Raw genomic sequence first — 23,473 nt, forward strand, 5'->3', positions numbered from 1 at the left:
CGGTGAACGCCACCAGGGGCGCGCGGTACGGCAGTTCGGCCCTCCGTACACCCCAGTGCGCCCCCGTGTCGCACCCCGGCGCGGCGAATGACGGATCGGTTTGGCAGGCTGGACGCTTCGGGGTGAGGATTCACCGTCCGTCAGCAGACCCCCGGCAGCGGAGAACTGCCGGTGCGCCGCACAACGTCGAGGAGCAGTCATGGAACGGTCGGGCCCGCCGCCCGTGTTGCGCCACCAGCGCGACAGCCTGCTGCCCGCGGTGGCCGCGGCACTGATGCTGCGCGGCGGCGAGGTGCACACGCTCGCCGGGGAGAAGTCCGACCTGGCGCCGATGCTGCACCCGCTGGTCGGCGAGTTCCTGGCCGCGCTGCCGGTCGACAGGCGCGAGCGCTTCCTCGGCCGCTGCCCGGAGCCGGCGCTGCTGTCGCAGTACCTGGGGCAGGTCGACGGGTCCCGCTCGAAGCGGGCCTCGCGCAAGCCGATGACGGTGCAGGAGGCCCGCAAGGCACTGAAGGGGGCCCGGATGACCACGGTGCGGATCCGCGAGGAGGGCGATCCCGCGCACGGCACGCACGCGCCGCCGTGCCGTTCCTGCGCTCCGCTGCTGGATCATCTGAACGTGACCGTCGTCGCGGTCGCGCCGCCCGGCCGCTGAACCCGCCCCCCGTCCCCGTCCCCGAACCACCGGAGCACGTCCTGAACGCCAGCACCGTCCGCACCCAGCCCCGTTTCCCGGCCGACGTGGCCGCCGCCCTCAAGCAGGCCGGCTGGCACCCGGGCCGGTGGGAGATCCGTCAGGCCGAGCAGTGGGCCGATGCGATGGTCGCGCACGGCGGTCCGCAGGACCCGCAGCACTCGGTGTTCCCCGCCGCGATCGAGGCCTGGGCCGAGTTCGGCGGCCTGGCCTTCGACGTCCCGGGCCCCGGCCGCACCCTGGCCCGGACCCCGTTCCTGCTCGACCCGCGCTGCGGCCTGCACGCCCCGCGCACCCTCGTCGACCTCGGCCGCGCCCTGGACACCCGGCTCGCCCCGCTCGGCGAGGAACTGTACGGGCAGGCCCTGCTGGCCATCGACGAGCAGGGCCGGGTCTACAGCCTCGACCACACCGGCGAGTGGTTCCTCGGCCACAGCGTCGACCAGGCGCTGGCCACCCTGGTGCTCGGCCTGGCCCCGCACCGGCTGCGCACCGCCGAGAGCTGACGCCCAGTCAGTTCAGCGGCTCGACGGCCAGCCGCAGCCGGGACGGCAGCACCGCCTCGACCCGGAAGCCGCCGTCGTCCTCCGGCCCGGCGTGGAACATCCCGCCCAGCGCCAGCACCCGCTCGCGCATCCCGACCAGCCCGTTGCCGCCGCTCGGCAGCGCCACCGGCACGGCCGCACCACCGGGGCAGTCGTTGGTCACCGACACCCGCACCCCGTTCGGCACGTACGCCAGCAGCACCGCCACCCGCGCCCCGCCCGCGTACTTGTGGGCGTTCGTCAGCCCCTCCTGCACCACCCGGAACGCGGTCTGCTCGGCCTCCGCGACGTACACCAGGTGCTCGCCGCTGACGGTCAGCGAGACCGCCATGCCGGCCGCCCGGGACTGCTCCACCAGCTCCGGCAGCTCCCCGAGACCGCCGACCGGCGCCTCCACCTGGTCCTGCGCCTCGGTCATCCGCAGCACCCCGAGGATCTCCCGCAGCTCGTCCAGCGCCTGCCGGCCGACCTCGCCGATCAGGTTCGCCGACTGCCGGGCCTTCGCCGGGTCCTTCGGAATGATCCGTTCCACCGCCGCCGCGTGCACCACCATCAGGCTGACCCGGTGCGCGACCACGTCGTGCATCTCCCGGGCGATCAGCGTCCGCTCCTCGACCCGGGCCCGCCAGGCCCGCTCCCGGGCCTGCTCGGCGAGCAGCGTCAACTCCGTCTCCAGGCCCTCCGCGCGGTCCCGCAACGACACCACCAGGCGGCGCCGCGCCCCCATGTACAGGCCGGTCACCACCGGGGCGACCGCCATGCCCACCGCGACGAACGCGGACACGATCACCAGCACCCACCCCGGCGGCAGCGGCTCCTGCGGCGGCGACGGGTTCGGCGCGAACATCGCCAGCAGCACCATGCCGAACGTCTCCGCCGCGGCGACCGTCGACAGCACGATCACCCGGGCCCGCCGGGACGGCCACTCCCAGGTCGCCGCCAGCGTGTACAACGACACCACCAGCAGCACCACACCGAAGAACCCCGGCACGAACACCAGCGCCACCACCACCGGCAGCACCGGCCACCGGCGCCGCACCAGCAGCGAGAGGCCGGCGAGCGCGCCGAGCACCACCGCGACCACGGCTGCCACGAGGCCCAGGTCCAACCGCACCCGGACCAGCCCGTACGCCCCGGCCGCACACTCCGTCGCCGCCGCCAGCGCCAACGCCACGTCCAACGCCGCGCTGCGCCTCCGCGCCCACCACCACAGGCCGTCCCCCGCCGGCTTCTTACTCATGGGAACACCATACGCAGTACGGGATGCCGCACAGGGGCTCGTGGGGGCACCTGCTCCCGCTCCGTGTCCGCCATCCGGCCACCTCTCCGTTCTGGCACCGGGTGCCACCTATGCTGTTGCCCGTCGGACAGCGCGGTCCGCACCCGTCACCCGCACTGCGGTGATGGCAGAGCCGTTGCCGAACACCCCACCACCACAGGGAGCCAGCCGTGACCGCTCCGGTCCCCACTTCGGCGGACAACCCATCCCCGATCGCCGACCCGGCAGACAATGCCGCGCTGCGTGCGGACATCCGCCGCCTCGGCGACCTGCTCGGAGAGACTCTCGTGCGTCAGGAGGGCCCGGAACTGCTGGGCCTGGTCGAACAGGTGCGCCTGCTGAGCCGGACGGACGGCGAGGCGACGGCCCAGTTGCTGGCGTCGATCGATCTGGACACCGCCGCGAAGCTGGTGCGCGCGTTCTCGACCTATTTCCATCTCGCGAACGTCACCGAACAGGTGCACCGCGGGCGGGAGTTCGCGTCGCGTCGGGCCCGCGAGGGCTCGGTGCTGGCGCAGACCGTCGACCAGTTGCAGGAGGCGGACCCGAAGCACCTGTCGGACACGCTGGCGAACCTCGCGGTGCGTCCGGTGTTCACCGCGCACCCGACCGAGGCGGCGCGTCGCAGTGTGCTGAACAAGCTGCGCCGGGTCGGCGAGCTGCTGGAGCGGATCCACCGCGAGCAGGCGGCGACCGGCCAGGTGGACTCGGCGCGGCAGACGTCGGCGCGCCGGCAGGCGGACCGCCGCCTCGCCGAGGTGATCGATCTGCTGTGGCAGACCGACGAGTTGCGGATCGCCCGCCCGGAGCCGACCGACGAGGCCCGCAACGCCGTCTACTACCTGGACGAGCTGTACCGCGAGGCGGTGCCGGCGGTGCTGGAGGAGCTGCACGAGGAGCTCGCCCGGATCGGGCTGACGCTGCCGGAGGGGGTGCGCCCGCTGACCTTCGGCACCTGGATCGGCGGCGACCGCGACGGCAACCCGAACGTCACCCCGCAGGTCACCTGGGACGTGCTGAACCTCCAGCACGAGTACGGCATCAAGGACGCGCTGGCGGCGATCGACGACCTGCGGGCGTCGCTGTCGACGTCGGTGCGGCTGGCGGGCGCGTCGGAGGAGCTGCTGGCCTCGCTGGAGGCCGATCTGACGCACCTTCCGGAGCTGAGCCCGCGGTACAAGCGGATGAACGCCGAGGAGCCGTACCGGCTGAAGGCCACCTGCATCCGGATCAAGCTGGAGAACACCCGTGACCGGCTGGCCGCCGGCACGCCGCACGTGGTCGGCCGCGACTACGTCGGCACCCGGGACCTGATCGCCGACCTGAAGCGGATCCAGGACTCGCTGCGCGCCCACCGCGGCGGCCTGATCGCGGACGGCCGCCTGGCCCGGGCGATCCGCACCATCGAGGCGTTCGGCCTGCAGCTGGCCACCATGGACGTCCGGGAGCACGCCGAGGCGCACCACCACGCGCTGGGCCAGCTGTTCGACCGGCTCGGCGAGGAGGCGTGGCGCTACACCGACATGCCGCGCGAGTACCGCCAGCGCCTGCTGTCGAAGGAGATGCGCTCGCGCCGTCCGCTGGCCCCGACCCCGGCGCCGCTGGACCCGGCGGGCGCCAAGACGCTGGGTGTGTTCAGCACCATCCGGCAGGGCTTCGAGCGGTTCGGCGACGAGATCGTCGAGTCGTACATCATCTCGATGTGCCAGGGCGCGGACGACGTGTTCGCGGCCGTGGTGCTGGCCCGCGAGGCGGGGCTGATCGACCTGCACGCGGGGATCGCCAAGATTGGCATCGTGCCGCTGCTGGAGACCACCGACGAACTCCAGCAGGCCGACCGGATCCTGGAGGAGATGCTGGCCGACCCGTCGTACCGGCTGCTGGTGTCGCTGCGCGGCGACGTCCAGGAGGTCATGCTCGGCTACTCGGACTCGTCGAAGTTCGGCGGCATCACCACCTCGCAGTGGGAGATCCACCGGGCCCAGCGCCGGCTGCGCGACGTCGCGCACCGGTACGGGATCCGGCTGCGGCTGTTCCACGGCCGCGGCGGCACCGTGGGCCGCGGCGGCGGCCCCTCGCACGAGGCGATCCTCGCCCAGCCGTGGGGCACCCTGGAGGGCGAGATCAAGGTCACCGAGCAGGGCGAGGTGATCTCCGACAAGTACCTGCTGCCGTCGCTGGCCCGGGAGAACCTGGAGCTGACCCTCTCCGCCACGCTGGCCGCGTCCGCGCTGCACACCGCGCCGCGGCAGGCCCCGGAGGAGCTGGCGCGCTGGGACGCGGCGATGGACCGGGTCTCGGAGGCCGCGCACACCGCGTACCGGGGGCTGGTGGAGCAGGAGGACCTGCCGAAGTACTTCTTCGCCTCCACCCCGGTCGACCAGCTGGCCTCGCTGCACCTGGGCTCCCGCCCGTCCCGGCGCCCCGACAGCGGCGCGGGCCTGGACGGCCTGCGGGCCATCCCGTGGGTGTTCGGCTGGACCCAGTCCCGGCAGATCGTCCCCGGCTGGTACGGCGTCGGCTCCGGCCTGGCGGCGGCCCGCGCGGCGGGCCTGTCGGACGTGCTCGACGAGATGCACGGGAACTGGCACTTCTTCCGCAACTTCCTGTCCAACGTCGCCATGACGCTGGCCAAGACCGACCTGCGGATCGCCCGCCACTACGTCGAGCAGCTGGTGCCGGGCGAGCTGCGGCACGTGTTCGACCAGATCGTCGCCGAGCACGATCTGACGATGCGTGAGGTGCTGCGGCTGACCGGCGAGTCGGAGCTGCTGGAGCACAACGAGGTCCTGAAGCAGACGTTCACCGTCCGCGACGCCTACCTCGACCCGATCTCCTACCTGCAGGTGGCGCTGCTGCGCCGCCAGCGCGAGGAGGTGGCGCTCGGCCGCCCCGAGGACCCGCTGCGGGCCCGCGCCCTGCTGCTGACCGTCAACGGCATCGCGGCCGGCCTGCGCAACACCGGCTGACCGGCCGGGCCCGGACGCACGACGAGGTCCGCTCCGCGGGGGGATTCCCCGGCGGGGCGGACCTCGTCCGTGCGGTGCCCGAAGGGCGTCAGGCCTTCTTGCGCTTGCGCAGCCAGGTCGCCGCGCCGCCTGCCACCACCACCAGGCCGCCGCCGACGGCGTACACGCCGGCCGAGCCGACGGAGCCGGTGGGCGGGGCGAGCTTGGCGGCGGCCGGCTCGGGGGTGACGGAGCTGACGGGTTCGGCGGCCAGCGCCGGCGAGGCGGCGAACCCCCCGGCGGCCAGGCACAGCACGGTGCCACCGACGACCTTGCCCACGCGCTTCGAGCGGATCACGCTCCATACCCCCAGTGACGGCACTTCAACCCTTGTGGATCGGGACCGACGGTATCCGATTCCGCGCGGGTTCTGACCATCAGTCAGCTTCCACGAGGCAAGCGTTGTATGAATGTTGTGTACGGAGGGTGGTCGAAGCAGGTCAGGCGTTGTAGTTCTGCTGGGCGCGTTCCAGGCCCTCGGCGAGCAGCGCCTCGACGGCGTCCGCGGAGCGGTCGACGAACCAGTCGAGGTCCTTGCGCTCGGTGGACGAGAAGTCCTTGAGCACGAAGTCGGCGACCTCCATCCGGCCGGGCGGGCGGCCGATGCCGCAGCGCACCCGGTGGTAGTCGGGGCCGAGCGACTTGGTGATCGACTTCAGGCCGTTGTGGCCGTTGTCGCCGCCGCCGAGCTTGAGCCGCAGCGCCGCGTAGTCCAGGTCGAGCTCGTCGTGGACGGCGACGATCGCGGAGGCGGGCACCTTGTAGAAGTCGCGCAGCGCGGTGACCGGACCGCCGGAGAGGTTCATGAAGCTCATCGGCTTGGCCAGGATCGCCCGCTTGCCGGAGAGGCGTCCCTCGGCGACCTGGGCGCGGCTCTTGTGCGCCTTGAACTTGGCGCCCATCCGCTGGGCCAGCAGGTCGACCACCATGAAGCCGATGTTGTGCCGGTTGCGGGCGTAGCCGTCGCCGGGGTTGCCGAGGCCCACCACCAGCCAGGGGCCGTCGTACTCGCTCATGCCGCTCCTCACGCGGGTGTCGTTGCGTCGTCCATCATCCCGGACACGCCGCTGCCCCGGCCGCCCGCTGGGAAGCGGGGCGGCCGGGGCAGCGGCGGGAAAAGATCGCGAGGATCAGGCCTCGACAGCGGCCTCTTCGCCCTCGACGGCCTCGGCGGCCTCTTCCTCGGTGGCCTCGGGGGCCTGGGCGCCGATGACCTGCAGGACGACGGCGTCGGCCTCGACGGCCAGGGTGACGCCGGCCGGCAGGGCGATGTCGCCGGCGGTGATGGCGGCGCCGGCCTCCAGGCCCTCGACCGAGACGGTGACCGACTCGGGCAGGTGGGTGGCCTCGGCCTCGATCGGGAGGGCGTTCAGCACGTTCTCGATCAGGTTGCCGCCGGGGGCCAGCTCGCCCTCGGTGTGGACCGGGATCTCGACGGTGACCTTCTCGCCGCGCTTGACCAGCAGCAGGTCGACGTGCTCGATGGAGCGCTTGATGGCCTCGCGCTGGACGGCCTTCGGCAGCACGTACTCGTCCTTGCCGTCGATCGGGACGACCAGCAGGGCGTTCGGGGTCTTCAGGGCCATCATCAGGTCGTGGCCGGGCAGGTTCAGGTGAACCGGGGCGTGGCCGTGGCCGTAGACGACACCGGGGACGAAGCCGGCGCGGCGGGCGCGACGGGCGGCACCCTTGCCGAACTCGGTACGGGACTCAGCGGCGATGCGGATCTCGGACACGACTGCACTCCTCGAAAATGCGAAGGGGTGCAGGAACGACAGAACCGCCGGGCCACACCCTCAAGTACGTTTGGGGGGACACTCGGCGGTTCGATCAAAGCGCATCGTTCTCGCGCGTCGATCACGGAGCACCGAAAACGGGCATCCCTCGCCGAGCAGTCTCCCCAGACTAACCGGGCGGTGGCGCGGACGTGAAATCGGCCCCCGGTTCCAGTGCGGAACCGGGGGCCGATCAAGGGTCCGACGAGGGGTCGGGGCCCTTTCGGGTCAGTGCACGCCCTCGAACAGGCTGGTGACCGAGCCGTCCTCGAACACCTCGCGCACGGCGGCGGCGATCGACGGGGCGATCGACAGCGTGGTGATCTTGTCCAGCTGGAGCTGGGCCGGGGTCGGCAGGGTGTTGGTGAACACGAACTCGCTGACCCGGGAGTTCTTCAGGCGGTCCGCGGCGGGGCCGGAGAGCACGCCGTGGGTGGCGGCGACAATGACGTCGGCGGCGCCGGCGTCGAACAGCGCGTCGGCGGCGGCGCAGATGGTGCCCGCGGTGTCGATCATGTCGTCGACCAGCACGCAGGTGCGGCCGCGGACGTCACCGACCACCTCGGCGGAGAGGATGGTGTTGGCCTGCGTCATGTCGCGGCGCTTGTGGATGATCGCCAGCGGGGCGTCCAGGCGGTCGCACCACTGGTCGGCGACCTTCACGCGGCCGGCGTCCGGCGAGACGATGGTCAGCTTGGACCGGTCGGCGACCCGGTCGCCCACGTAGTCGGCGAGCATCGGCAGCGCGAACAGGTGGTCCACCGGGCCGTCGAAGAAGCCCTGGATCTGCGCGGTGTGCAGGTCCACGGCCATCAGGCGGTCGGCGCCGGCCTGGCGCAGCAGGTCGGCGACCAGGCGGGCCGAGATGGGCTCGCGGCCGAGGTGCTTCTTGTCCTGCCGGGCGTAGCCGTAGAACGGGAGGATCGCGGTGATGCTGCGGGCCGACGCGCGCTTCAGCGCGTCGATCATGATCAGCTGCTCCATGATCCACTGGTTGATCGGAGCCGTGTGGCTCTGGATCACGAAGCAGTCGGCGCCGCGCGCGGAGTCCAGGAAGCGGACGTAGATCTCGCCGTTGGCGAAGTCCAGGGCCTTGGTCGGGACGAGTTCGGTGCCCAGGACGCGGGCGACCTCCTCGGCAAGTTCGGGGTGGGCTCGACCGGAGAAGAGTTTGAGCTTCTTCTCACCGGAGGTCGTGATCCCGCTCACTGCACCGTCTCCTCGTGTTATTGCCACTCAGGGTGAGTACGCCGAGGCACGGCCCAGCAGGCCCGATGGCGCACGTATGTACTTCAGGTTACGCGCCCCGGACCGCGACCGACGGCCGGGGACCTGTCATCGAAGCCCCCGGCCGCCGCGTCCCACTACTCCGCGGAGGACGCCTCGGCGGCCGCGCGGGCGGACGCCGAACCGGGCCGCTTCCGCTCAACCCAGCCCGCGATGTTGCGCTGCTGGGCCCGCGCGACGGCCAGCGAACCGGCCGGAACGTCGTTGGTGATCACGGATCCGGCGGCGGTGTAGGCCCCGTCACCCACCGTCACCGGGGCGATGAACATGTTGTCGGAACCCGTGCGGCAGTGGGCCCCGATGACCGTCCGGTGCTTGTTCACCCCGTCGTAGTTCACTGTGACCGACGCCGCACCGACATTGCTGCCCTCGCCGATCGTGGCGTCCCCGATGTACGACAGGTGCGGCACCTTGGCGCCCTCGCCGAGCTCCGAGTTCTTGATCTCCACGTAGGCGCCGACCTTCGCCTTCCGGGCCAGCACGGTGCCCGGCCGCAGGTACGCGTACGGGCCGACCGAGGCCTCCGGGCCGATCTCCGCGCGCTCCGCCGTGGTGTTGCTCACACGGGCGCCCGCGCCGACCGAGGTGGCGGTCAGCGTGGAGTTCGGGCCGACCTCGCAGCCCTCGCCCAGGTGGGTCGCGCCGTACAGCTGGGTGCCGGGGTGCACCAGCGCGTCCGGCTCGTAGGTGACCTGGACGTCCATCCAGGTGGAGGCCGGGTCGACCACCGTCACGCCGGCCCGCATCGCCCGCTCCAGCAGCCGGTCGTTGAGCAGCCGGCGGGCCTGGGCCAGCTGCACCCGGTCGTTGATGCCGACGATCTCCCGGTGGTCGGCGGCCACCACCGCGCCCACCCGGTGCCCCTCCCGGCGGAGGATCTCCAGGGTGTCGGTCAGGTACTCCTCGCCCTGCGAGTTGTCGGTGCCGACCAGCGACAGCGCGTGCGCCAGCAGCTTGGCGTCGAACGCGAACACCCCGGAGTTGATCTCGGAGATCGCCAGCTGCGCGGGGCTCGCGTCCTTGTGCTCGACGATCGCGGCGACCGCGCCGTCCGCCTCGCGCAGGATCCGGCCGTAGCCGGTGGCGTCCGGGACGAGCGCGGTCAGCACGGTGACGCCGTTGCCCTGCTCGGCGTGCGCGGCGGCCAGCGCCTGCAGCGTGCCGCCGGTCAGCAGCGGGGCGTCGCCGGTGGTGACCAGCACGGTGCCGTCCAGCTCCACGCCGTCGGCGGCCAGCGCCTGGAGGGCGGTGCGCACCGCGTGGCCGGTGCCGAGCTGCTCGGTCTGCACGACCGGACGGGCCGCCGGGCAGTGCTCGGCCAGGTGCGCCTGCACCAGCTCGCGCAGGTGGCCGATCACCACGACCAGCTGACCGGGCGTCAACTCCTCGGCGGCGGACACCGCGTGGCCCACCAACGAGCGACCGCAGATCTCGTGCAGCACCTTCGGCAGGGCCTTGGACTTCATCCGCGTACCGCCCCCGGCGGCGAGCACGATCACGGCAGCGGGCTGGTTTGCACTCACGCGGGAAGACTCCTCGGTCGATGCGGGGTGAGGGTGCACCGAGAATACCGAGACGAGATGGACGGAATGCGACCGAAACGGTCGGGAAGGGCTCCGCCGCTAGGATTCGAACCCAGACAAAGGCCTCCAAAGGGCCCTGTGCTGCCATTACACCACGGCGGAAAAGCGCGGTTGCCGCGCCCAGCACAGCCTACGGGTTGACGGCCCGTAGCTCCACCACCTTCCGCGAAGCACACGAACGACGCCCCGGCCCCCGGCGGCCGTCCGAGGGGGATCCGGCGGGCGAACACCGCGACACGTCCGTGCAGGAGCCTTCCGCCTCCCCGGGTCCGGTACCTACGATGCCGTAGGTTACGGAAACGTAGGTATCCGCTGGCACCACCCTCCTCCCCCCGGGACGCGCCATGACCATCCAGGCCGGGCAGGCGCCGCCGAGCGCCGCCGAGGACCTCATCCCCCGACTGTCCGCCACCAGGGGCGGCGAGAAACAGGGCCCCCTGGAACGCCTCACCCTCGCCCTGTTCATCGCGGTGCCGTTCCTCGCCCTGCTGGCCGCCGTCCCGGTGGCCTGGGGCCGGGGGCTGTCCTGGCTGGACGCCGGCATCGCCGTCGCCATGTACTTCCTCACCTGCCACGGCATCACCGTCGGCTACCACCGCTACTTCACCCACAGCGCGTTCAAGGCCAACCGGCGGCTGCGCCTGGGCCTCGCCGTGCTCGGCTCGTTCGCCGTCGAGGGCCCGCTGGTGCGCTGGGTCGCCGACCACCGCAGGCACCACCGGTTCTCCGACAAGCAGGGCGACCCGCACTCCCCGTGGCGCTACGGCGAGAGCCTGCCCGCCCTGCTCAAGGGCCTGTGGTGGGCGCACATGGGCTGGATGTTCGACGAGGAGCAGACCCCGCAGCTCAAGTACGCGCCCGACCTGGTCCGCGACCCGGCCATGAGGCGCATCTCCCGGCTGTTCTGGCTCTGGACGACGCTGTCGCTGGCCCTGCCCGCGGTGATCGGCGGCCTGGCCACCTGGAGCTGGCAGGGCGCGCTGTCCGCCTTCTTCTGGGGCTCGCTGGTCCGGGTCGCGCTGCTGCACCACGTCACCTGGTCGATCAACTCGATCTGCCACGCGGTCGGTTCGCGCCCCTTCAGGTCCCGCGACAAGTCCGGCAACGTGTGGTGGCTGGCCGTGCTGTCCTGCGGCGAGTCCTGGCACAACCTGCACCACGCCGATCCGACCTCGGCCCGGCACGGCGTGCTGCCCGGCCAGGTCGACTCCTCGGCGCGCGTCATCCGCTGGTTCGAGAAGGCGGGCTGGGCCACCGACGTCCGCTGGCCGGGTGCGGAGCGGATCGCCGCCCGCCGCGCCGCATGAGGCAGCGCCTACAGCATGATGGAGGGGTGAACGGGACCAACGGAGACAGCGCCGGCCATCAGCAGCCTTCTCAGCGCGGCGGGGCCGGCGGCAGGAGGAGCGGCGGCCGGGTGCGGATGACCGGCAAGCAGCGTCGCGAGCAGCTGCTGGAGATCGGCCGGTCGGTCTTCGCCGAACGCGGCTACGACGGCACCTCGGTGGAGGAGATCGCCGAACGCGCCGGGGTCTCCAAGCCGGTCGTCTACGAGCACTTCGGCGGCAAGGAGGGCCTGTACGCGGTGGTCGTCGACCGTGAGATGCAGCTCCTGCTGGACATGGTCACCGGCGCACTCACCGGCGGACACTCCCGGGAGCTGCTGGAGCAGGCCGCGTTCGCGTTGATGGACTACATCGACACCTCCACCGACGGCTTCAAGATCCTGGTCCGGGACTCGCCGGTGGCCCAGTCCACCGGCTCGTTCGCCTCGCTGATCAGCGACATCGCCACCCAGGTCGAGGACATCCTCGGCCTGGAGTTCAAGTCCCGGGGCTTCGACGCCAGGCTGGCGCCGATGTACTCGCAGATGCTGGTCGGCATGGTGGCGCTGACCGGCCAGTGGTGGCTGGAAGTGCGCAAGCCCGCCAAGGCGGAGGTCGCCGCCCACCTGGTCAACCTCGCCTGGCACGGCCTGGAGGGCCTGGAGCGGCACCCCAAGCTGGTCGGCGACCGCAAGAACTGACCGGCCCGGCCCCGCCAACGGGGCCGCCGGGCCGACACGCACGACAGGGGAACCCGTTGGCGGTCTTCCTGCTGGCCCTCGGCGCGGCCTGCTGCCTCGGGCTCGGCTTCGTCCTGCAGCAGCACGCCGCCCAGCGCGCCCCCAAGGGCGACCTGCTGCGCTGGCGGCTGCTGCTCGACCTGATGCGGATGCCCGACTGGCTGCTCGGCATCGCGTTCATGATCGCCGGCCAGGTGCTGTCCGCACTGGCGCTCAGCCAGGGCGAAGTCACCCTGGTCGAACCGCTGCTGGCCACCAACCTGGTCTGGGCGATGCTGCTGGCCCGCCGGATCACCGGCACCCGGCTCGGCCGCTCCGGCTGGATCGGCGTCGCGATGATCGCCCTCGGCGTCACCGCGTTCATCGCCGCCGGCCAGCCCCAGGGCGGCGGCCCCGGCGTCGGCCCGCTGCGCCAGTGGCTGGTCATCGGCACCGTCGCCGGCCTCGCCCTGGCGCTGGTCTCGGTGGCCCGCCGCCTCCCGCTGTTCGAGGAGGCCACCCTGCTCGCCCTGGCCGCCGGCCTGCTCTACGGCTTGCAGGACGCCCTCACCCGCGCCACCTTCGACCTGATCGACAAGCACGGCGCCACCGCCGCGTTCGCCTCCTGGCAGCCGTACACCGTGATCGGCATCGGCGTGGTCGGACTGCTCCTCGTCCAGTCCGCGTTCGAAGCCGCCCCACTGCGGATGTCCCTGCCCGCCCTCACCGCCGCCCAGCCGCTGGCCGGCATCGCCTGCGCGGTCGGCTTCCTCGGCGACCGGGTCCGGATCACCCCCGCCGCGCTGGCCTGGCAGAGCGCCGGGATGGCCGCGATCGTGGTCGGCGTGGTGGTGCTGGGCCGGCACCCGGCCCTGCCCGGCACGAAGTGACGGCCCGTCAGCTCCCCTCTGTCCCGGCTCGGTTCTTCACGGCGACCGCGAAGACCCTCCGGAACGGGAACACCGTGCCGCGCTCGGTCGCCGGGTACGCCTCGCGCAGCAGCGCCCCGTAGTCCGCCAGGAACTCCGCCCGCTCGTCCGGGTCCGGCAGCCGCTCCAGCACCGGGCGCAGCGTGGTGCCCTTGACCCACTCCAGCACCGGGTCCGCCCCCTGCAGCACCGTCAGGTACGTGGTCTCCCAGACGTCGGCGGTGCAGCCCGCGGCCAGCAGCGCCTCCAGGTAGCGGGCCGGGGCGTGGCAGGACGCGTCCGGGCGGACGGTGCCCAGTCGCCCGCGCCAGCGGGCGCCGTGCCGCAGTTCGGCGAGCAGGGTGTGGCTGGGGGCGGCGAAGTTGCCGGGCAGCTGGAAGGCGATCACCCCGCCGGGACGCAGCGCCGCCGCCCAGCGCGGCAGCAGGGCGAGGTGGTCGGCGGTCGGGGTGTCCATCCAGTGCAGGGCGGCGTTGGACGCGATCAGGTCGGGCCGCTCGGGCGCCGGGTCGTACCCGGTGACGTCCTGCTGCCGGTACTCGGCGGAGGGCTCCCCGGTGGTGCGGGCGGTCTCCAGCAGGGCGGGCGAGGTGTCCAGGCCCAGCAGGCGGGCGTCGGGCCAGCGGCGGCGGAGCACGGCGGTGGAGTTGCCGGGGCCGCAGCCGAGGTCCAGCACGGTGGGGCGGTCCGGGAGCTCGGGGACCCGGGCGAGGAGTTCGTTCAGCGGGCGGATGCGCTCCTCGGCGTAGCGCAGGTACTGGCGGGCGTCCCAGTCGGCGGGCACGGCGGACCTCCAGAAGTATCTCGACGTCAAGATATCTTTCGAGCGCCGAGCGTTCCTTTGTTATCTCTTGATGTCAAGAGACTTCACATCGACACATCCCCCGATACACTGATCGTCATGGAGGACGAGGTCGACCGCCTGGTCGCAGCATGGCGCCGAGAGCGCCCCGACCTCGACGTGGAACCCCTTGAGGTCCTCAGTCGGGTGAGCCGACTCGCCCGCCACCTGGACCGCGCCCGCCGCACCGCGTTCGCCGAGCACGGCCTCGAACCCTGGGAGTTCGACGTCCTCACCGCGCTGCGCCGGGCCGGCGACCCCTACCAGCTCTCCCCCGGCCAGCTCCTCACCCAGACCCTGGTCACCTCCGGCACCATGACCAACCGGATCGACCGCCTCACCACCAAGGGCCTGGTCGTCCGCCTCCCCGACCCCGACGACCGCCGCGGCGTCCTGGTCCGCCTCACCGACGCCGGCCGCGACAGGGCCGACCAGGCCCTGGCCGGCCTCCTCGCCCACGAACGCGAGATCCTCGCCCGGCTGGCGCCCACCCAGCGCGGTGAACTCGCCTCCCTGCTGCGACAGTTGGTCATCCCGTTCGACCGGGCCGGGTAACCGCCCGAGGGCTTTCAGGGGTGCGGGGGGACTCGCGCGAGCAGGCGAGCGTCACCAGGGGCGCGTGGGGGCACCTCCCGGCCCGCAAGGGCTGGGGGAGAACTGCGCGACAAGCGCACACCACGTCCGCAAGGTCGCAATCAAGTGCAGGTCATTCTCCCGCGTCGCGATCTTTCGGTTGGACGCCTTCCGCTTCGCGCAGTTCCCCGCGCCCCTGGTGGTGCCCCCCCTCCGGTTTCGCGCCCTGACAGCTAAAAGCCGTCCGGGTACGGGGTGGCCAGGGCCGGAGGCCGTGTCGGGGCACTCTGGTAGCCGGGGAGCAGCGCCGCCAGGCAGTCGCGGACGACGGGGTCGGCGTTCCCGGTCGCCGCCCCGTACAACGCCGTGAGACCCCCCGCCAGATCCTCGACGCCGGTGGCGTTCGCCGCGGTGGCGTAGATCCGCGGGTGGGCGGTGGGCAGCCGCTCCTCCGTGTCGGAGAACAGCGCCTCGTTGAGCTTCTCCCCCGCCCGCAGCCCGGTGTAGCGGATCTCGACCTCGTCCGCCCCCAGTTGGACCTGCTCGGCGAAGTTGTGGACCAGGTCGACGATCCGCACCGGTTCGCCCATGTCGAGGACGAAGACCTCGCCGCCCTCGGCCATCCGGCCGGCTTCCAGGACCAGTCCGACGGCTTCCTCGATGGTCATGAAGAAGCGGGTGACGTCGGGGTGGGTGACCGTCACCGGTCCGCCGCTGCGCAGTTGTTCCTCCAGGACGGAGAGCAGCGAGCCGCGGGAGCCGAGGACGTTGCCGAAACGGACGGCGGCGAACACGCCGGTGCCGAGGTTGCGGGCGTCCCGGGCGTTGGCCTGGACGATCAGCTCGGCGAGGCGCTTGCTGGCGCCGAGGACGGAGGTCGGGTCGGCGGCCTTGTCGGTGGAGATGAGGACGAAGCGTTCGACGCCGGTGGCGAGTGCGGCCTCGACCAGGTGGTCGGTGCCGAGGACGTTGGACTTGACGGCCTCACTGGGGTGGCGCTCCAGCAGCGGCAGGTGCTTGTGGGCGGCGGCGTGGAAGACCACTTCGGGGCGCAGGTCGCGGAAGATCTGCTGGATCCGCGGGCGGTCCCGGATGTCGGCGATCACCAGGGACTCGTCGGTGAGCAACGCCTCGCCCCAGATGTCGAGTTGGAGCCGGTGCAGGTTGGACTCGTCGTGGTCGAGCATGTAGAGCTCGGCCGGCCCGAACGCCTGGACCTGGCGGCAGAGTTCGCTGCCGATGGAGCCGCCCGCGCCGGTCACCAGGATGCGGCGGCCCTCGATCACGGTGCGGACGTCGGGCGAGACGACGTGCACCTCCTGGCGCCCGATCAGCCGGTTGACGTCCAGGGTGCGCAGGTCGGAGCCGACGACTTCGCGGCGCAGCGCGGACAGGAAGGACGGCAGGTAGCGGACGGCCGCGCCGGCCGCCGCCGCGGCGGTGGCGAGTTCCCGGACCCGCTGGTGCGGGAGGCCGGGGATGGCGAGGACGACCACCTGGGCGTGGTGGGCGAGGGCGAGGGCGGTGAGGTCGGCGAGCGGGCCGAGGACGGGGCTGCCGGAGACGTCCCGGCCGGCCTTGGCGGGGTCGTCGTCCAGCACCCCGACGGGGGTGAGGCCGAACTCCGGGGTCCGGTCCAGGTCGCGGACCAGGGCCGTGCCGGCCGCGCCGGCCCCGACGACCAGGGTGCGCAGGCCGGACGAGTCGGCGCGCTGCTCGGGGATGCGGGTGCGGGCTGCCTGCGGGCGTGCGGAAGTGCGGTTCGGCGACATCAGACCTCCGGTCTCGCTGACTCACGGAGTGGAACCTGCTCGGAAGGCGGGGCTCGTTCAGCCCGCGCCGGGGCCTGCGGTCGAGGCGACGGTCGGCGGTGGGGCGGGGGCGGGCACGGCGAGCGGCCCGGGCGGTTCCGAGGGGGCGATCCCGGCCCGGCGGGCGACCGCGACCGCCGCGAGCGTGGAGTGCACCCCCAGTTTGCCCAGGACGTTCTGCATGTGGGTGCGCACGGTGTGCGGGGACAGGAACAGCCGCTCGGCCACCGCCTGTCTGCCCAGGCCGGCGACCATGCAGCGCAGCACCTCCTCCTCGCGCGGGGTGAGTGCGGCGACCAGGCGTTCGCTCTCCGAGCGGTCCCGCCGGGCGGAGGTGAGTTCGCGGACCACGCCGGTCAGCAGGGCGGGCGGCAGGTGGGTCTCCTCGCGCAGCACGCCGCGGATCACGGCCATCAGCGCGCCCAGCGAGCTCTCCCGGGCCACCCAGCCGTTGGCTCCGGCCTGCAGGGCGCGGACGGCCCGCTGCGGGTCGTCGGCGGCGGCCAGCATGACGGCGCGCAGCGCCGGGTGGGCCCGGCAGGCCCGGCCGACCAGGGCGATCCCGTCGCCCGGTGGCCGCGCCGGGTCGGCGGACGGCCGGGCCGGGGCGATCGGCGGGCGGGTCAACTGCCCGGCGGCGGGCCGGTGTTGGGATGGCGGGGGGACGCGGCGGGGATGCGGCGGGCCGCCGCGGGCCGGTGGCGGCGGGGCGGCGCCGAGGTCGGCGTCGACCAGCACCACGTCGTAGGGGCGGCGTTCGGCCGCCGCCCGTTCCAGCGCGCGTTCGGCCGCCACGGCGCTGCCGGCCGCCCCGACGTCCACGTCGGGTTCGGCGGCGAGTGCCGTGGCGAGCGCCTCGGCGAAAATGCGGTGGCCGTCGACCACCAGGACGCGAATCCGCCCCATCGTCCTGCCCCCCTGCTCGTGGCCCGACCCCCACCGGTGCCTCACTCAGCGTACGGGCGGCCGCCGGTGACGCGTGGGGGTTTGGTGAAGTTCCTGTACGCAGGGACTTCAGAGGTGGAAGTCGGGCCCGGAGCGGGGCTGGTCAGGCGCGGTGGGCGAGGGTGAACTCCCAGGCGTCGGCGACGATCCGGTCCAGCTCCGGGTGGAGCGGCGTCCAGCCGAGGGCCTCCCGGGCCCGGTCGGCGGCGGCCACCAGCACCGCCGGGTCGCCCGGGCGGCGGCCGGCCACCTGCACCGGGATCTCCCGGCCGGTGACCCGCTTGACCGACTCGATCACCTCGCGCACCGAGAAGCCGGTGCCGTTGCCGAGGTTGCAGATCAGGTGCTCGCCCGGCTTGGCGGCGTCCAGCGCCAGCAGGTGCGCGGCGGCCAGGTCGGCGATGTGGATGTAGTCGCGGATGCAGGTGCCGTCCGGCGTCGGGTAGTCCTCGCCGAACACCGAGATGTACGGGCGCTGACCCAGCGCCGCCTGGAACACCAGCGGGATCAGGTGCGACTCCGGCTCGTGGCGCTCGCCGTAACGGCCGTACGCCCCGGCCACGTTGAAGTAGCGCAGGCTGACCGCGGCCAGACCGTGGGCGATCGCCTCGGAGGTGATCAGGTGGTCCACCGCGAGCTTGGTGGCGCCGTAGGCGTTGGTCGGCGAGGTGCGCGCGGTCTCCTTGATCGGCACCTCCTCCGGCTCGCCGTACACGGCCGCGGTGGAGGAGAACACCAGCTTGCCGACGCCGGCCTTGCGCATCGCCGACACCAGCTCCAGCGAGCCGGCCACGTTGTTGCGCCAGTACTTCTCCGGGTCCGCCACCGACTCGCCGACCTGCGAGGACGCGGCGAAGTGCAGCACACCGTCGAAGGACGCGTCGAGCACGTCGCCGGCGTCCTGGATCCGGCCGCGGACGAACTCCGCGCCGTCCGGCACGGCCTCCGCGAAACCGGTCGACAGGTCGTCCAGTACCGTCACCCGGTGGCCCGCCTCCAGCAGGTGCGCCGCCACCACGCTGCCCACGTAGCCGGCTCCGCCCGTGACCAGGTACTTGCTCATGCCCTCGACCTCCGCACACACTCGGGTGTTCCTCGTTCGGAGCATAGGGCACTCGGCTGAGCGGACCGGCCCGGGTCGCCGCCGGCCCCGGCTTCCGCGACCCCGCCCGCCCGATGCGCGAGTTCACCCGCACCGTCGGCGCCCCGTCCCGCACGGACCGCCGAACGCCCTTGGCCTTCAGGCGAGTTGGTCCAGCATCCCGGTCCGGGCGGCCAGCGCGGCGGCCTCCAGCCGGGACCGGGCGCCGAGCTTGGTCAGCACCCGCTGGACGTGGGTGCGCGCGGTGGACGGGGCGATCCGCATCGCGGCGGCGATCGCCGCGGTGTCCTCCCCGTCCGCGATCCTCGCCAGCACCTGCACCTCACGGCGGGTCAGCAGCCGCAGCAGCCGCACCGCCTCGTCGTCGGGCTCGGCGACCGGCCACAGCAGGTGCTCGAACGCCGCGCGCAGGACCTCCACCGCGACGGCGGCCTCCCCCGCCCGGACCCGCGCGATCGCCCGGTCCACCACCTCGATCCGCTCGTCGCTGCGGACGTAGCCCGCCGCGCCCGCCGCGAACGCGGCCGCCACCCGGCCGGGCGCGCCCAGCGGACCCAGCACCACCACGGAGATCTCCGGCCGCTCCCGGCGTAACCGGCGCAGCGCGTCGAACGAATCGTCCGACCCGCCCGCCGTCCCCAGCAGACACACCTCCGGACGGCGCCCGACCACCAGGTCCAGCACCGCACCGCACGGCGATCCCACCCCCAGCACCCGGTGGCCGCGCTGCTGCAGGGCTGTGCCGAGGGCCTCGGCCATCAGCCGGTGATCGTCCGCGACCACGAGCCGCACGCTCATCCGTCCCTCCCCGGTCCGGCCGACAGACGCACCATCACAGCGCATCCGTGCGCGGGCCGCCAGGGGACGTACCGGGCCGACCCCCGGTTTGGCGAAGAGTTGGGAAACCCGCGGAAACGCCGAAGGCCCCGCCGAGTGGCGGGGCCTTCGTCTGCTGAGCCCCCATGCGGAATCGAACCGCAGACCTTCTCCTTACCATGGAGACGCTCTACCGACTGAGCTATAGGGGCTTGTTGCTCCGGGTCCCTTGCGGTTCCCCTTGCGACGAGGAAGACATTACATGGTCCGCGGACCCCATGGGAAATCGGCTCTGCGCCGGTCAGAGGGCTAAACTGCCCGAGAAGACCCGATCTGCCGTGCAATGTCGCCCAGCAGCCGCGAAGCTCTCGTGCAGCAAAGGCGCGTGATCCCGTGTCAGCCCCCGGCCGCAGCCGCCGAACCGGCGACCGATCCTCCTGGTGGGCCCTGGCGTTGCGGCCGGCCCGGCCGCCGGTGCCGTGGCGGCAGACGGTGCGGGCGGCGGTCGGGATGGCGGTGCCGCTGGCGGCCGGCCTGCTGACCGGACGGCTGGATCTGGGAGTCTTCGCCGCGCTCGGCGCGATGCACGCCACCATGAACGACCGGGTCGAGCCGCTGCGGCTGCGCGCCCCGCGGATCGCGCTGGCGCTGACCGCCTCCACCACCGGCATGCTGATCGGCGCGGCGCTCCAGCACCACGGCGCGGGCGGGCCGGCGGTCGGCATCGCCCTCACCGTGATCGGCTTCGTCGGCGGCGCGCTGTCCGCGACCGGCCCGCGCGGCTCGGCGGCCGGGATGCTGCTGCTGGTGTCCGCCTCGCTGGGCGGCGGCATGGCGCTGCCGCACCCGTGGTGGGCGGCGCCCGCGATGATGCCGTGCGGCGCGGCGCTGGTCCTGCTGCTGGGCCTGCGCTACCGCACCGACGTCCGGACCGACCCGCGCACCGTCGCCCTCGCCGAGGCCTACCGGGCGCTCGGCGGCATGCTGGCCGCCCTCGGCACGCCGGACGGGGCAGCGGCCCGGCAGGTGCTGACGGCGCGCCTCAACCAGATGCAGGACCTGCTGCCGCCGGCCCGCCCGGGCCGCCGCGAGTCGGAGCGGCTGCGGTGGCTGCGCCGCTCCTACGAGGCCGCGCTCGGCGCCACCGAGGCCGCCGCCGGACTGCTCTGGGCGTGGCGTCCGGTGCCGCCGGGGATCGCCGGGTTCCCCGCGGAACTGGCCCGGCAGATCACCGGCGGCCCCGAGCCCGCCTACCCCGACTGGCAGCCCGACACCCCGTCCCGGACGGCGTTCGACACCGCGCTGCGGGCCGCCGCCGACACCGTCGCCGGCCGCTGGGCCCCGCTGGACACCGCCGCTCCGCCCCCGCCCGACCCGTGGCGGCTGCGCGCCCGCCTGCTCTCCCGCGGCTCGGTGCGCTACGGCCTGCGGGTCGCGCTGTGCGTGGCGGTCGCCGAGGCGGCCGTCAACGCGCTGACGCTGAGCCGCAGTTACTGGGTGCCGCTGACGGTGGCGTTCGTCCTCAAGCCGGACCTGGGCTCGGTGTTCCAGCGGGCCGTCAGCCGGGTGCTGGGCACCGTGCTGGGCATCGCCGTCACCGCGGCCCTGCTGGCCGTCACCACCGAGTCCTGGGCGCTGAGCGTCGCCGTGTCGCTGTGCGTGGCGCTGCTGCCGTACTCGACGGCCGCCCACTACGGGCTGAACACCGCCGTGATGACGCCGGTGGCGCTGATCCTGGTGCAGCTCGGCGGCGGGAGCGGCGCCGCCGGGTTCTGGCCCCGGGTACTGGACACCACGCTGGCCAGCGCCATCGTGCTGGTCTTCGGCTACCTGCTGTGGCCCGAACGCGCCCCGCACCGGATCGAGCCCGGCATCGTCACGGCCGCCACCACCGTCCGCGCCTACCTGGCCTCCGTCGCCCGGGTCGAACCCGTCGCCGAGGTCTGGCTGCGCCGCACCGCCTACCGGGCGCTGGCCGACGCCCGGAAGCAGGTCCAGCTCGGCCTGACCGAACCGCCGCCGGCCGGCCGCCTCGCCGAGCAGTGGCTGCCCGCCACCGCCGCCCTGGAACGCCTGTCCGGCGCGGTCGCCGCGTACGCCGCCCAGCTCCGCTACGGCGGACGGGAGCCCGAACCGGAGGTGATCGAGCGGGTGCTGCACTCACTGGACCGCCTCACCGACGCCGCCCGCGCCCACCGCCCGCCCTCCGGCCGCGCCGCCCGCCCGACCGGGCCGCACGACCCGACCCGCAGCGCGCTGGCCCGCGCCGCGGACGAGCTGGACGTCCTGCTCGACTGAGGACGGACCTCACCGCCCGCCGTCGGAACACACGCCGGCGCCACCCACGCAAGGGCTGACCCGCCGTCACGGCGAGGGCCGCGCACCCGTGGTGCGCGGTCCTCGCCGTGCTCAGACCTGCTCGGCCAGCTCCAGCCAGGCCAGTTCCAGCTCCTCCTTCTCCTCGCGGACCTTGCGCAGCTGCGCGTCCAGCTCGGCGACCTTGGAGAAGTCGGCGGCGTGCTCGGCCAGTTGGGCGTGCAGCTTGGACTCCTGCTGGTCCAGCTTGGCGATCTGCCGCTCCAGCTTCTGCAGCTCCTTCTTCGCCGCCCGCAGGTCCCCCGCCGACAGCCCGGAGGTCTCGGGACCGACGGCCGGAACCTGCGCGGCCGCGGCCGCGGCGGCGGCCTCCGCCATCGCGGTCCGGCGCTCCAGGTACTCGTCCACGCCGTTCGGCAGCATCCGCATCCGGCGGTCGCCGAGCAGCGCGTACGCGGTGTCGGTGGTCCGCTCGATGAAGAACCGGTCGTGGCTGATCACGACCATCGAGCCCGGCCAGCCGTCGAGCACGTCCTCCAGCTGGTTGAGGGTCTCGATGTCCAGGTCGTTGGTCGGCTCGTCCAGGAACAGCACGTTCGGCTCGTCCATCAGCAGCCGCAGCAGCTGCAGCCGGCGGCGCTCGCCACCGGACAGGTCGCCGACCGGCGTCCACTGCTTGTCCTTGCCGAAACCGAACTGCTCGCACAGCTGGCCGGCGCTCATCTCCCGGCCCTTGCCGAGGTCGACCCGGCCGCGGACCTGCTCGACCGCCTGCAGCACCCGGGTGGTCGGATCCAGCTCGGCCACCTCCTGCGAGAGGTACGCCAGCCGCACCGTCTTGCCGACCTTGATCACACCGCCCGCCGGCTGCACGTCCCCGTCCGTCGCGTACGCGGCCTGCATCGCCCGCAGCAGCGAGGTCTTGCCCGCGCCGTTGACGCCCAGCAGACCGATCCGGTCACCCGGGCCGAGCTGCCAGGTCAGCCGCTCCAGCAGCAGCTTCTCGCCCGCCTTGACGGTCACGTCCTCCAGCTCGAAGACCGTCCGGCCCAGCCGCGCGTTGGCGAACTTCATCAGCTCGGACTTGTCGCGCGGCTCCGGCACGTCCGCGATCAGCGCGTTCGCCGCCTCGATCCGGTACCGCGGCTTGGACGTCCGCGCCGGGGCGCCGCGACGCAGCCACGCCAGCTCCTTGCGGGCCAGGTTCTGCCGCTTCTGCTCCTCCGTCGCCTCGATCCGGGAGCGCTCCGCACGGGCGAACACGTAGTCCGAGTAGCCGCCCTCGTACTCCCGGACCTCACCGCGCTGGACGTCCCACATCCGGGTGCAGACCTGGTCCAGGAACCACCGGTCGTGGGTGACGCAGACCAGCCCCGAACGGCGGCCCTGCAGGTGCTTCGCCAGCCAGGCGATGCCCTCCACGTCCAGGTGGTTGGTGGGCTCGTCCAGCACGATCAGGTCCCACTCGCCGAGCAGCAGCTTGGCCAGCGCGATTCGCCTGCGCTCACCGCCCGAGAGCGGCCCGATCACGGTGTCCAGACCGTCCGCGAACCCCGGCAGGTCCAGCCCGCCGAACAGCCCCTGGATGATGTCCCGGATCCGTGCGTCGCCCAGCCACTCGTGGTCGGCCCGGTCCGCGATCACCTCGTGCCGAATGGTCGCCTTCGGGTCCAACGAGTCGTGCTGCGTCAGCACGGCCAGCTGCAGCCCCCCGGACCAGGTGATCCGCCCGCTGTCCGGCTCCTCCAGCTTCGCCAGCATCCGGATCAACGTCGTCTTGCCGTCACCGTTGCGGCCCACCACCCCGATCCGGTCGCCCTCGCTGACGCCGAGGCTCACCCCGTCCAGCAGGGCCCTGGTGCCGTACACCTTGGTGACGGACTCGATGGTGGCGAGGTTGACGGCCACGAAGCTGCGCTCCTGGG

20 protein-coding genes and 2 tRNA genes are annotated in these 23,473 nt (G+C 73.1%); 8 read left to right on the forward strand and 14 right to left on the reverse strand.

Translation table 11 applies throughout. The features are described 5' to 3' along the window. The first annotated feature begins 199 nt into the window (after positions 1–199). Together ACI1MP_RS16400 and ACI1MP_RS16405 are read left to right on the forward strand one after the other, a co-directional pair. A complete protein-coding gene (locus ACI1MP_RS16400) occupies positions 200–655 on the forward strand; it encodes a YwqJ-related putative deaminase (RefSeq protein WP_189272665.1) in 456 nt (151 codons plus the stop codon). Between the two features lie 86 nt (positions 656–741). Further along, positions 742–1,200: an SUKH-3 domain-containing protein gene (locus tag ACI1MP_RS16405; RefSeq protein WP_380337906.1), complete on the forward strand. Its 459-nt coding sequence runs from the start codon at positions 742–744 to the stop codon at positions 1,198–1,200. A 7-nt stretch (positions 1,201–1,207) separates the two neighbouring features. On the opposite strand, the gene ACI1MP_RS16410 is transcribed toward ACI1MP_RS16405, so the two are convergent. After that, positions 1,208–2,479: a sensor histidine kinase gene (locus ACI1MP_RS16410; RefSeq protein ID WP_380337909.1), complete on the reverse strand. Its 1,272-nt coding sequence runs from the start codon at positions 2,477–2,479 to the stop codon at positions 1,208–1,210. 209 nt (positions 2,480–2,688) lie between these two features. On the opposite strand from ACI1MP_RS16410, the gene ppc reads away from it, so the two are divergent. Next, the gene (ppc, locus tag ACI1MP_RS16415; protein ID WP_380337912.1) at positions 2,689–5,487 is read left to right on the forward strand and encodes a phosphoenolpyruvate carboxylase; all 2,799 of its coding nucleotides are present in this window, start codon (positions 2,689–2,691) and stop codon (positions 5,485–5,487) included. An 88-nt stretch (positions 5,488–5,575) separates the two neighbouring features. Here ppc and ACI1MP_RS16420 read toward each other — a convergent pair whose 3' ends face one another. The 6 genes from ACI1MP_RS16420 to ACI1MP_RS16445 form a co-directional block, all read right to left on the reverse strand. After that, the gene (locus ACI1MP_RS16420) at positions 5,576–5,824 is read right to left on the reverse strand and encodes a hypothetical protein (RefSeq protein WP_189272669.1); all 249 of its coding nucleotides are present in this window, start codon (positions 5,822–5,824) and stop codon (positions 5,576–5,578) included. Between the two features lie 142 nt (positions 5,825–5,966). Next, positions 5,967–6,542, reverse strand: a complete 576-nt coding sequence (gene pth, locus ACI1MP_RS16425; RefSeq protein ID WP_380337916.1) for an aminoacyl-tRNA hydrolase — start codon at positions 6,540–6,542, stop codon at positions 5,967–5,969. Positions 6,543–6,656: 114 nt separating this feature from the next. Further along, on the reverse strand, positions 6,657–7,262 hold the full coding sequence (locus ACI1MP_RS16430; protein WP_100587361.1) for a 50S ribosomal protein L25/general stress protein Ctc: 606 nt from the start codon (positions 7,260–7,262) through the stop codon (positions 6,657–6,659). 267 nt (positions 7,263–7,529) lie between these two features. Then, complete coding sequence (locus ACI1MP_RS16435) at positions 7,530–8,510, reverse strand: ribose-phosphate diphosphokinase (protein ID WP_043915753.1); 981 nt, start codon at positions 8,508–8,510, stop codon at positions 7,530–7,532. A gap of 155 nt (positions 8,511–8,665) precedes the next feature. Next, positions 8,666–10,111 carry a bifunctional UDP-N-acetylglucosamine diphosphorylase/glucosamine-1-phosphate N-acetyltransferase GlmU gene (gene glmU, locus ACI1MP_RS16440; protein ID WP_380337921.1) on the reverse strand — a complete coding sequence of 482 codons (1,446 nt, stop codon included), beginning with the start codon at positions 10,109–10,111 and terminating at the stop codon, positions 8,666–8,668. Positions 10,112–10,202: 91 nt separating this feature from the next. Next, positions 10,203–10,273: transfer RNA gene (locus ACI1MP_RS16445), tRNA-Gln, on the reverse strand. 242 nt (positions 10,274–10,515) lie between these two features. Here ACI1MP_RS16445 and ACI1MP_RS16450 point away from each other — a divergent pair. Genes ACI1MP_RS16450 through ACI1MP_RS16460 form a run of 3 tightly spaced genes read left to right on the forward strand, consistent with a single transcriptional unit; the run spans position 10,516 to position 13,105 of the window. Further along, the gene (locus ACI1MP_RS16450) at positions 10,516–11,478 is read left to right on the forward strand and encodes an acyl-CoA desaturase (RefSeq protein WP_380337923.1); all 963 of its coding nucleotides are present in this window, start codon (positions 10,516–10,518) and stop codon (positions 11,476–11,478) included. Positions 11,479–11,504: 26 nt separating this feature from the next. Further along, the gene (locus ACI1MP_RS16455; RefSeq protein ID WP_100587364.1) at positions 11,505–12,197 is read left to right on the forward strand and encodes a TetR/AcrR family transcriptional regulator; all 693 of its coding nucleotides are present in this window, start codon (positions 11,505–11,507) and stop codon (positions 12,195–12,197) included. 56 nt (positions 12,198–12,253) lie between these two features. Beyond that, entirely contained in the window at positions 12,254–13,105 is an 852-nt protein-coding gene (locus ACI1MP_RS16460; protein WP_404868913.1) for a DMT family transporter, read from the forward strand. A gap of 7 nt (positions 13,106–13,112) precedes the next feature. Here ACI1MP_RS16460 and ACI1MP_RS16465 read toward each other — a convergent pair whose 3' ends face one another. Then, positions 13,113–13,928: a methyltransferase domain-containing protein gene (locus tag ACI1MP_RS16465; protein ID WP_404868914.1), complete on the reverse strand. Its 816-nt coding sequence runs from the start codon at positions 13,926–13,928 to the stop codon at positions 13,113–13,115. 117 nt (positions 13,929–14,045) lie between these two features. On the opposite strand from ACI1MP_RS16465, the gene ACI1MP_RS16470 reads away from it, so the two are divergent. Beyond that, positions 14,046–14,540 (forward strand): MarR family winged helix-turn-helix transcriptional regulator, encoded by a 495-nt coding sequence (locus ACI1MP_RS16470; RefSeq protein WP_380337932.1) that lies wholly within the window; start codon positions 14,046–14,048, stop codon positions 14,538–14,540. Between the two features lie 251 nt (positions 14,541–14,791). Here ACI1MP_RS16470 and ACI1MP_RS16475 read toward each other — a convergent pair whose 3' ends face one another. The 5 genes from ACI1MP_RS16475 to ACI1MP_RS16495 all read right to left on the reverse strand — a co-directional run bounded on the left by ACI1MP_RS16475 (position 14,792) and on the right by ACI1MP_RS16495 (position 19,444). Continuing rightward, a complete protein-coding gene (locus ACI1MP_RS16475) occupies positions 14,792–16,330 on the reverse strand; it encodes a polysaccharide biosynthesis protein (protein ID WP_404868915.1) in 1,539 nt (512 codons plus the stop codon). A 57-nt stretch (positions 16,331–16,387) separates the two neighbouring features. Further along, positions 16,388–17,275, reverse strand: coding sequence for a LuxR C-terminal-related transcriptional regulator (locus ACI1MP_RS16480; protein WP_404868916.1), 888 nt, complete (start codon positions 17,273–17,275; stop codon positions 16,388–16,390). A 142-nt stretch (positions 17,276–17,417) separates the two neighbouring features. Further along, entirely contained in the window at positions 17,418–18,377 is a 960-nt protein-coding gene (gene galE / locus ACI1MP_RS16485; protein WP_380337940.1) for a UDP-glucose 4-epimerase GalE, read from the reverse strand. Positions 18,378–18,554: 177 nt separating this feature from the next. Next, positions 18,555–19,214 carry a LuxR C-terminal-related transcriptional regulator gene (locus ACI1MP_RS16490; protein WP_043915745.1) on the reverse strand — a complete coding sequence of 220 codons (660 nt, stop codon included), beginning with the start codon at positions 19,212–19,214 and terminating at the stop codon, positions 18,555–18,557. Between the two features lie 157 nt (positions 19,215–19,371). Beyond that, positions 19,372–19,444, reverse strand: a tRNA-Thr gene (locus ACI1MP_RS16495). A 181-nt stretch (positions 19,445–19,625) separates the two neighbouring features. Between ACI1MP_RS16495 and ACI1MP_RS16500 the strand changes: the two genes are divergently transcribed. Next, a complete protein-coding gene (locus ACI1MP_RS16500; protein WP_404868917.1) occupies positions 19,626–21,530 on the forward strand; it encodes an FUSC family protein in 1,905 nt (634 codons plus the stop codon). A 111-nt stretch (positions 21,531–21,641) separates the two neighbouring features. Here ACI1MP_RS16500 and ACI1MP_RS16505 read toward each other — a convergent pair whose 3' ends face one another. Continuing rightward, positions 21,642–23,456 carry an ABC-F family ATP-binding cassette domain-containing protein gene (locus ACI1MP_RS16505; protein WP_100587373.1) on the reverse strand — a complete coding sequence of 605 codons (1,815 nt, stop codon included), beginning with the start codon at positions 23,454–23,456 and terminating at the stop codon, positions 21,642–21,644. Positions 23,457–23,473 lie beyond the last annotated feature (17 nt).

This window comes from Kitasatospora griseola, from assembly GCF_044999035.1.
GTDB lineage: Bacteria > Actinomycetota > Actinomycetes > Streptomycetales > Streptomycetaceae > Kitasatospora > Kitasatospora griseola.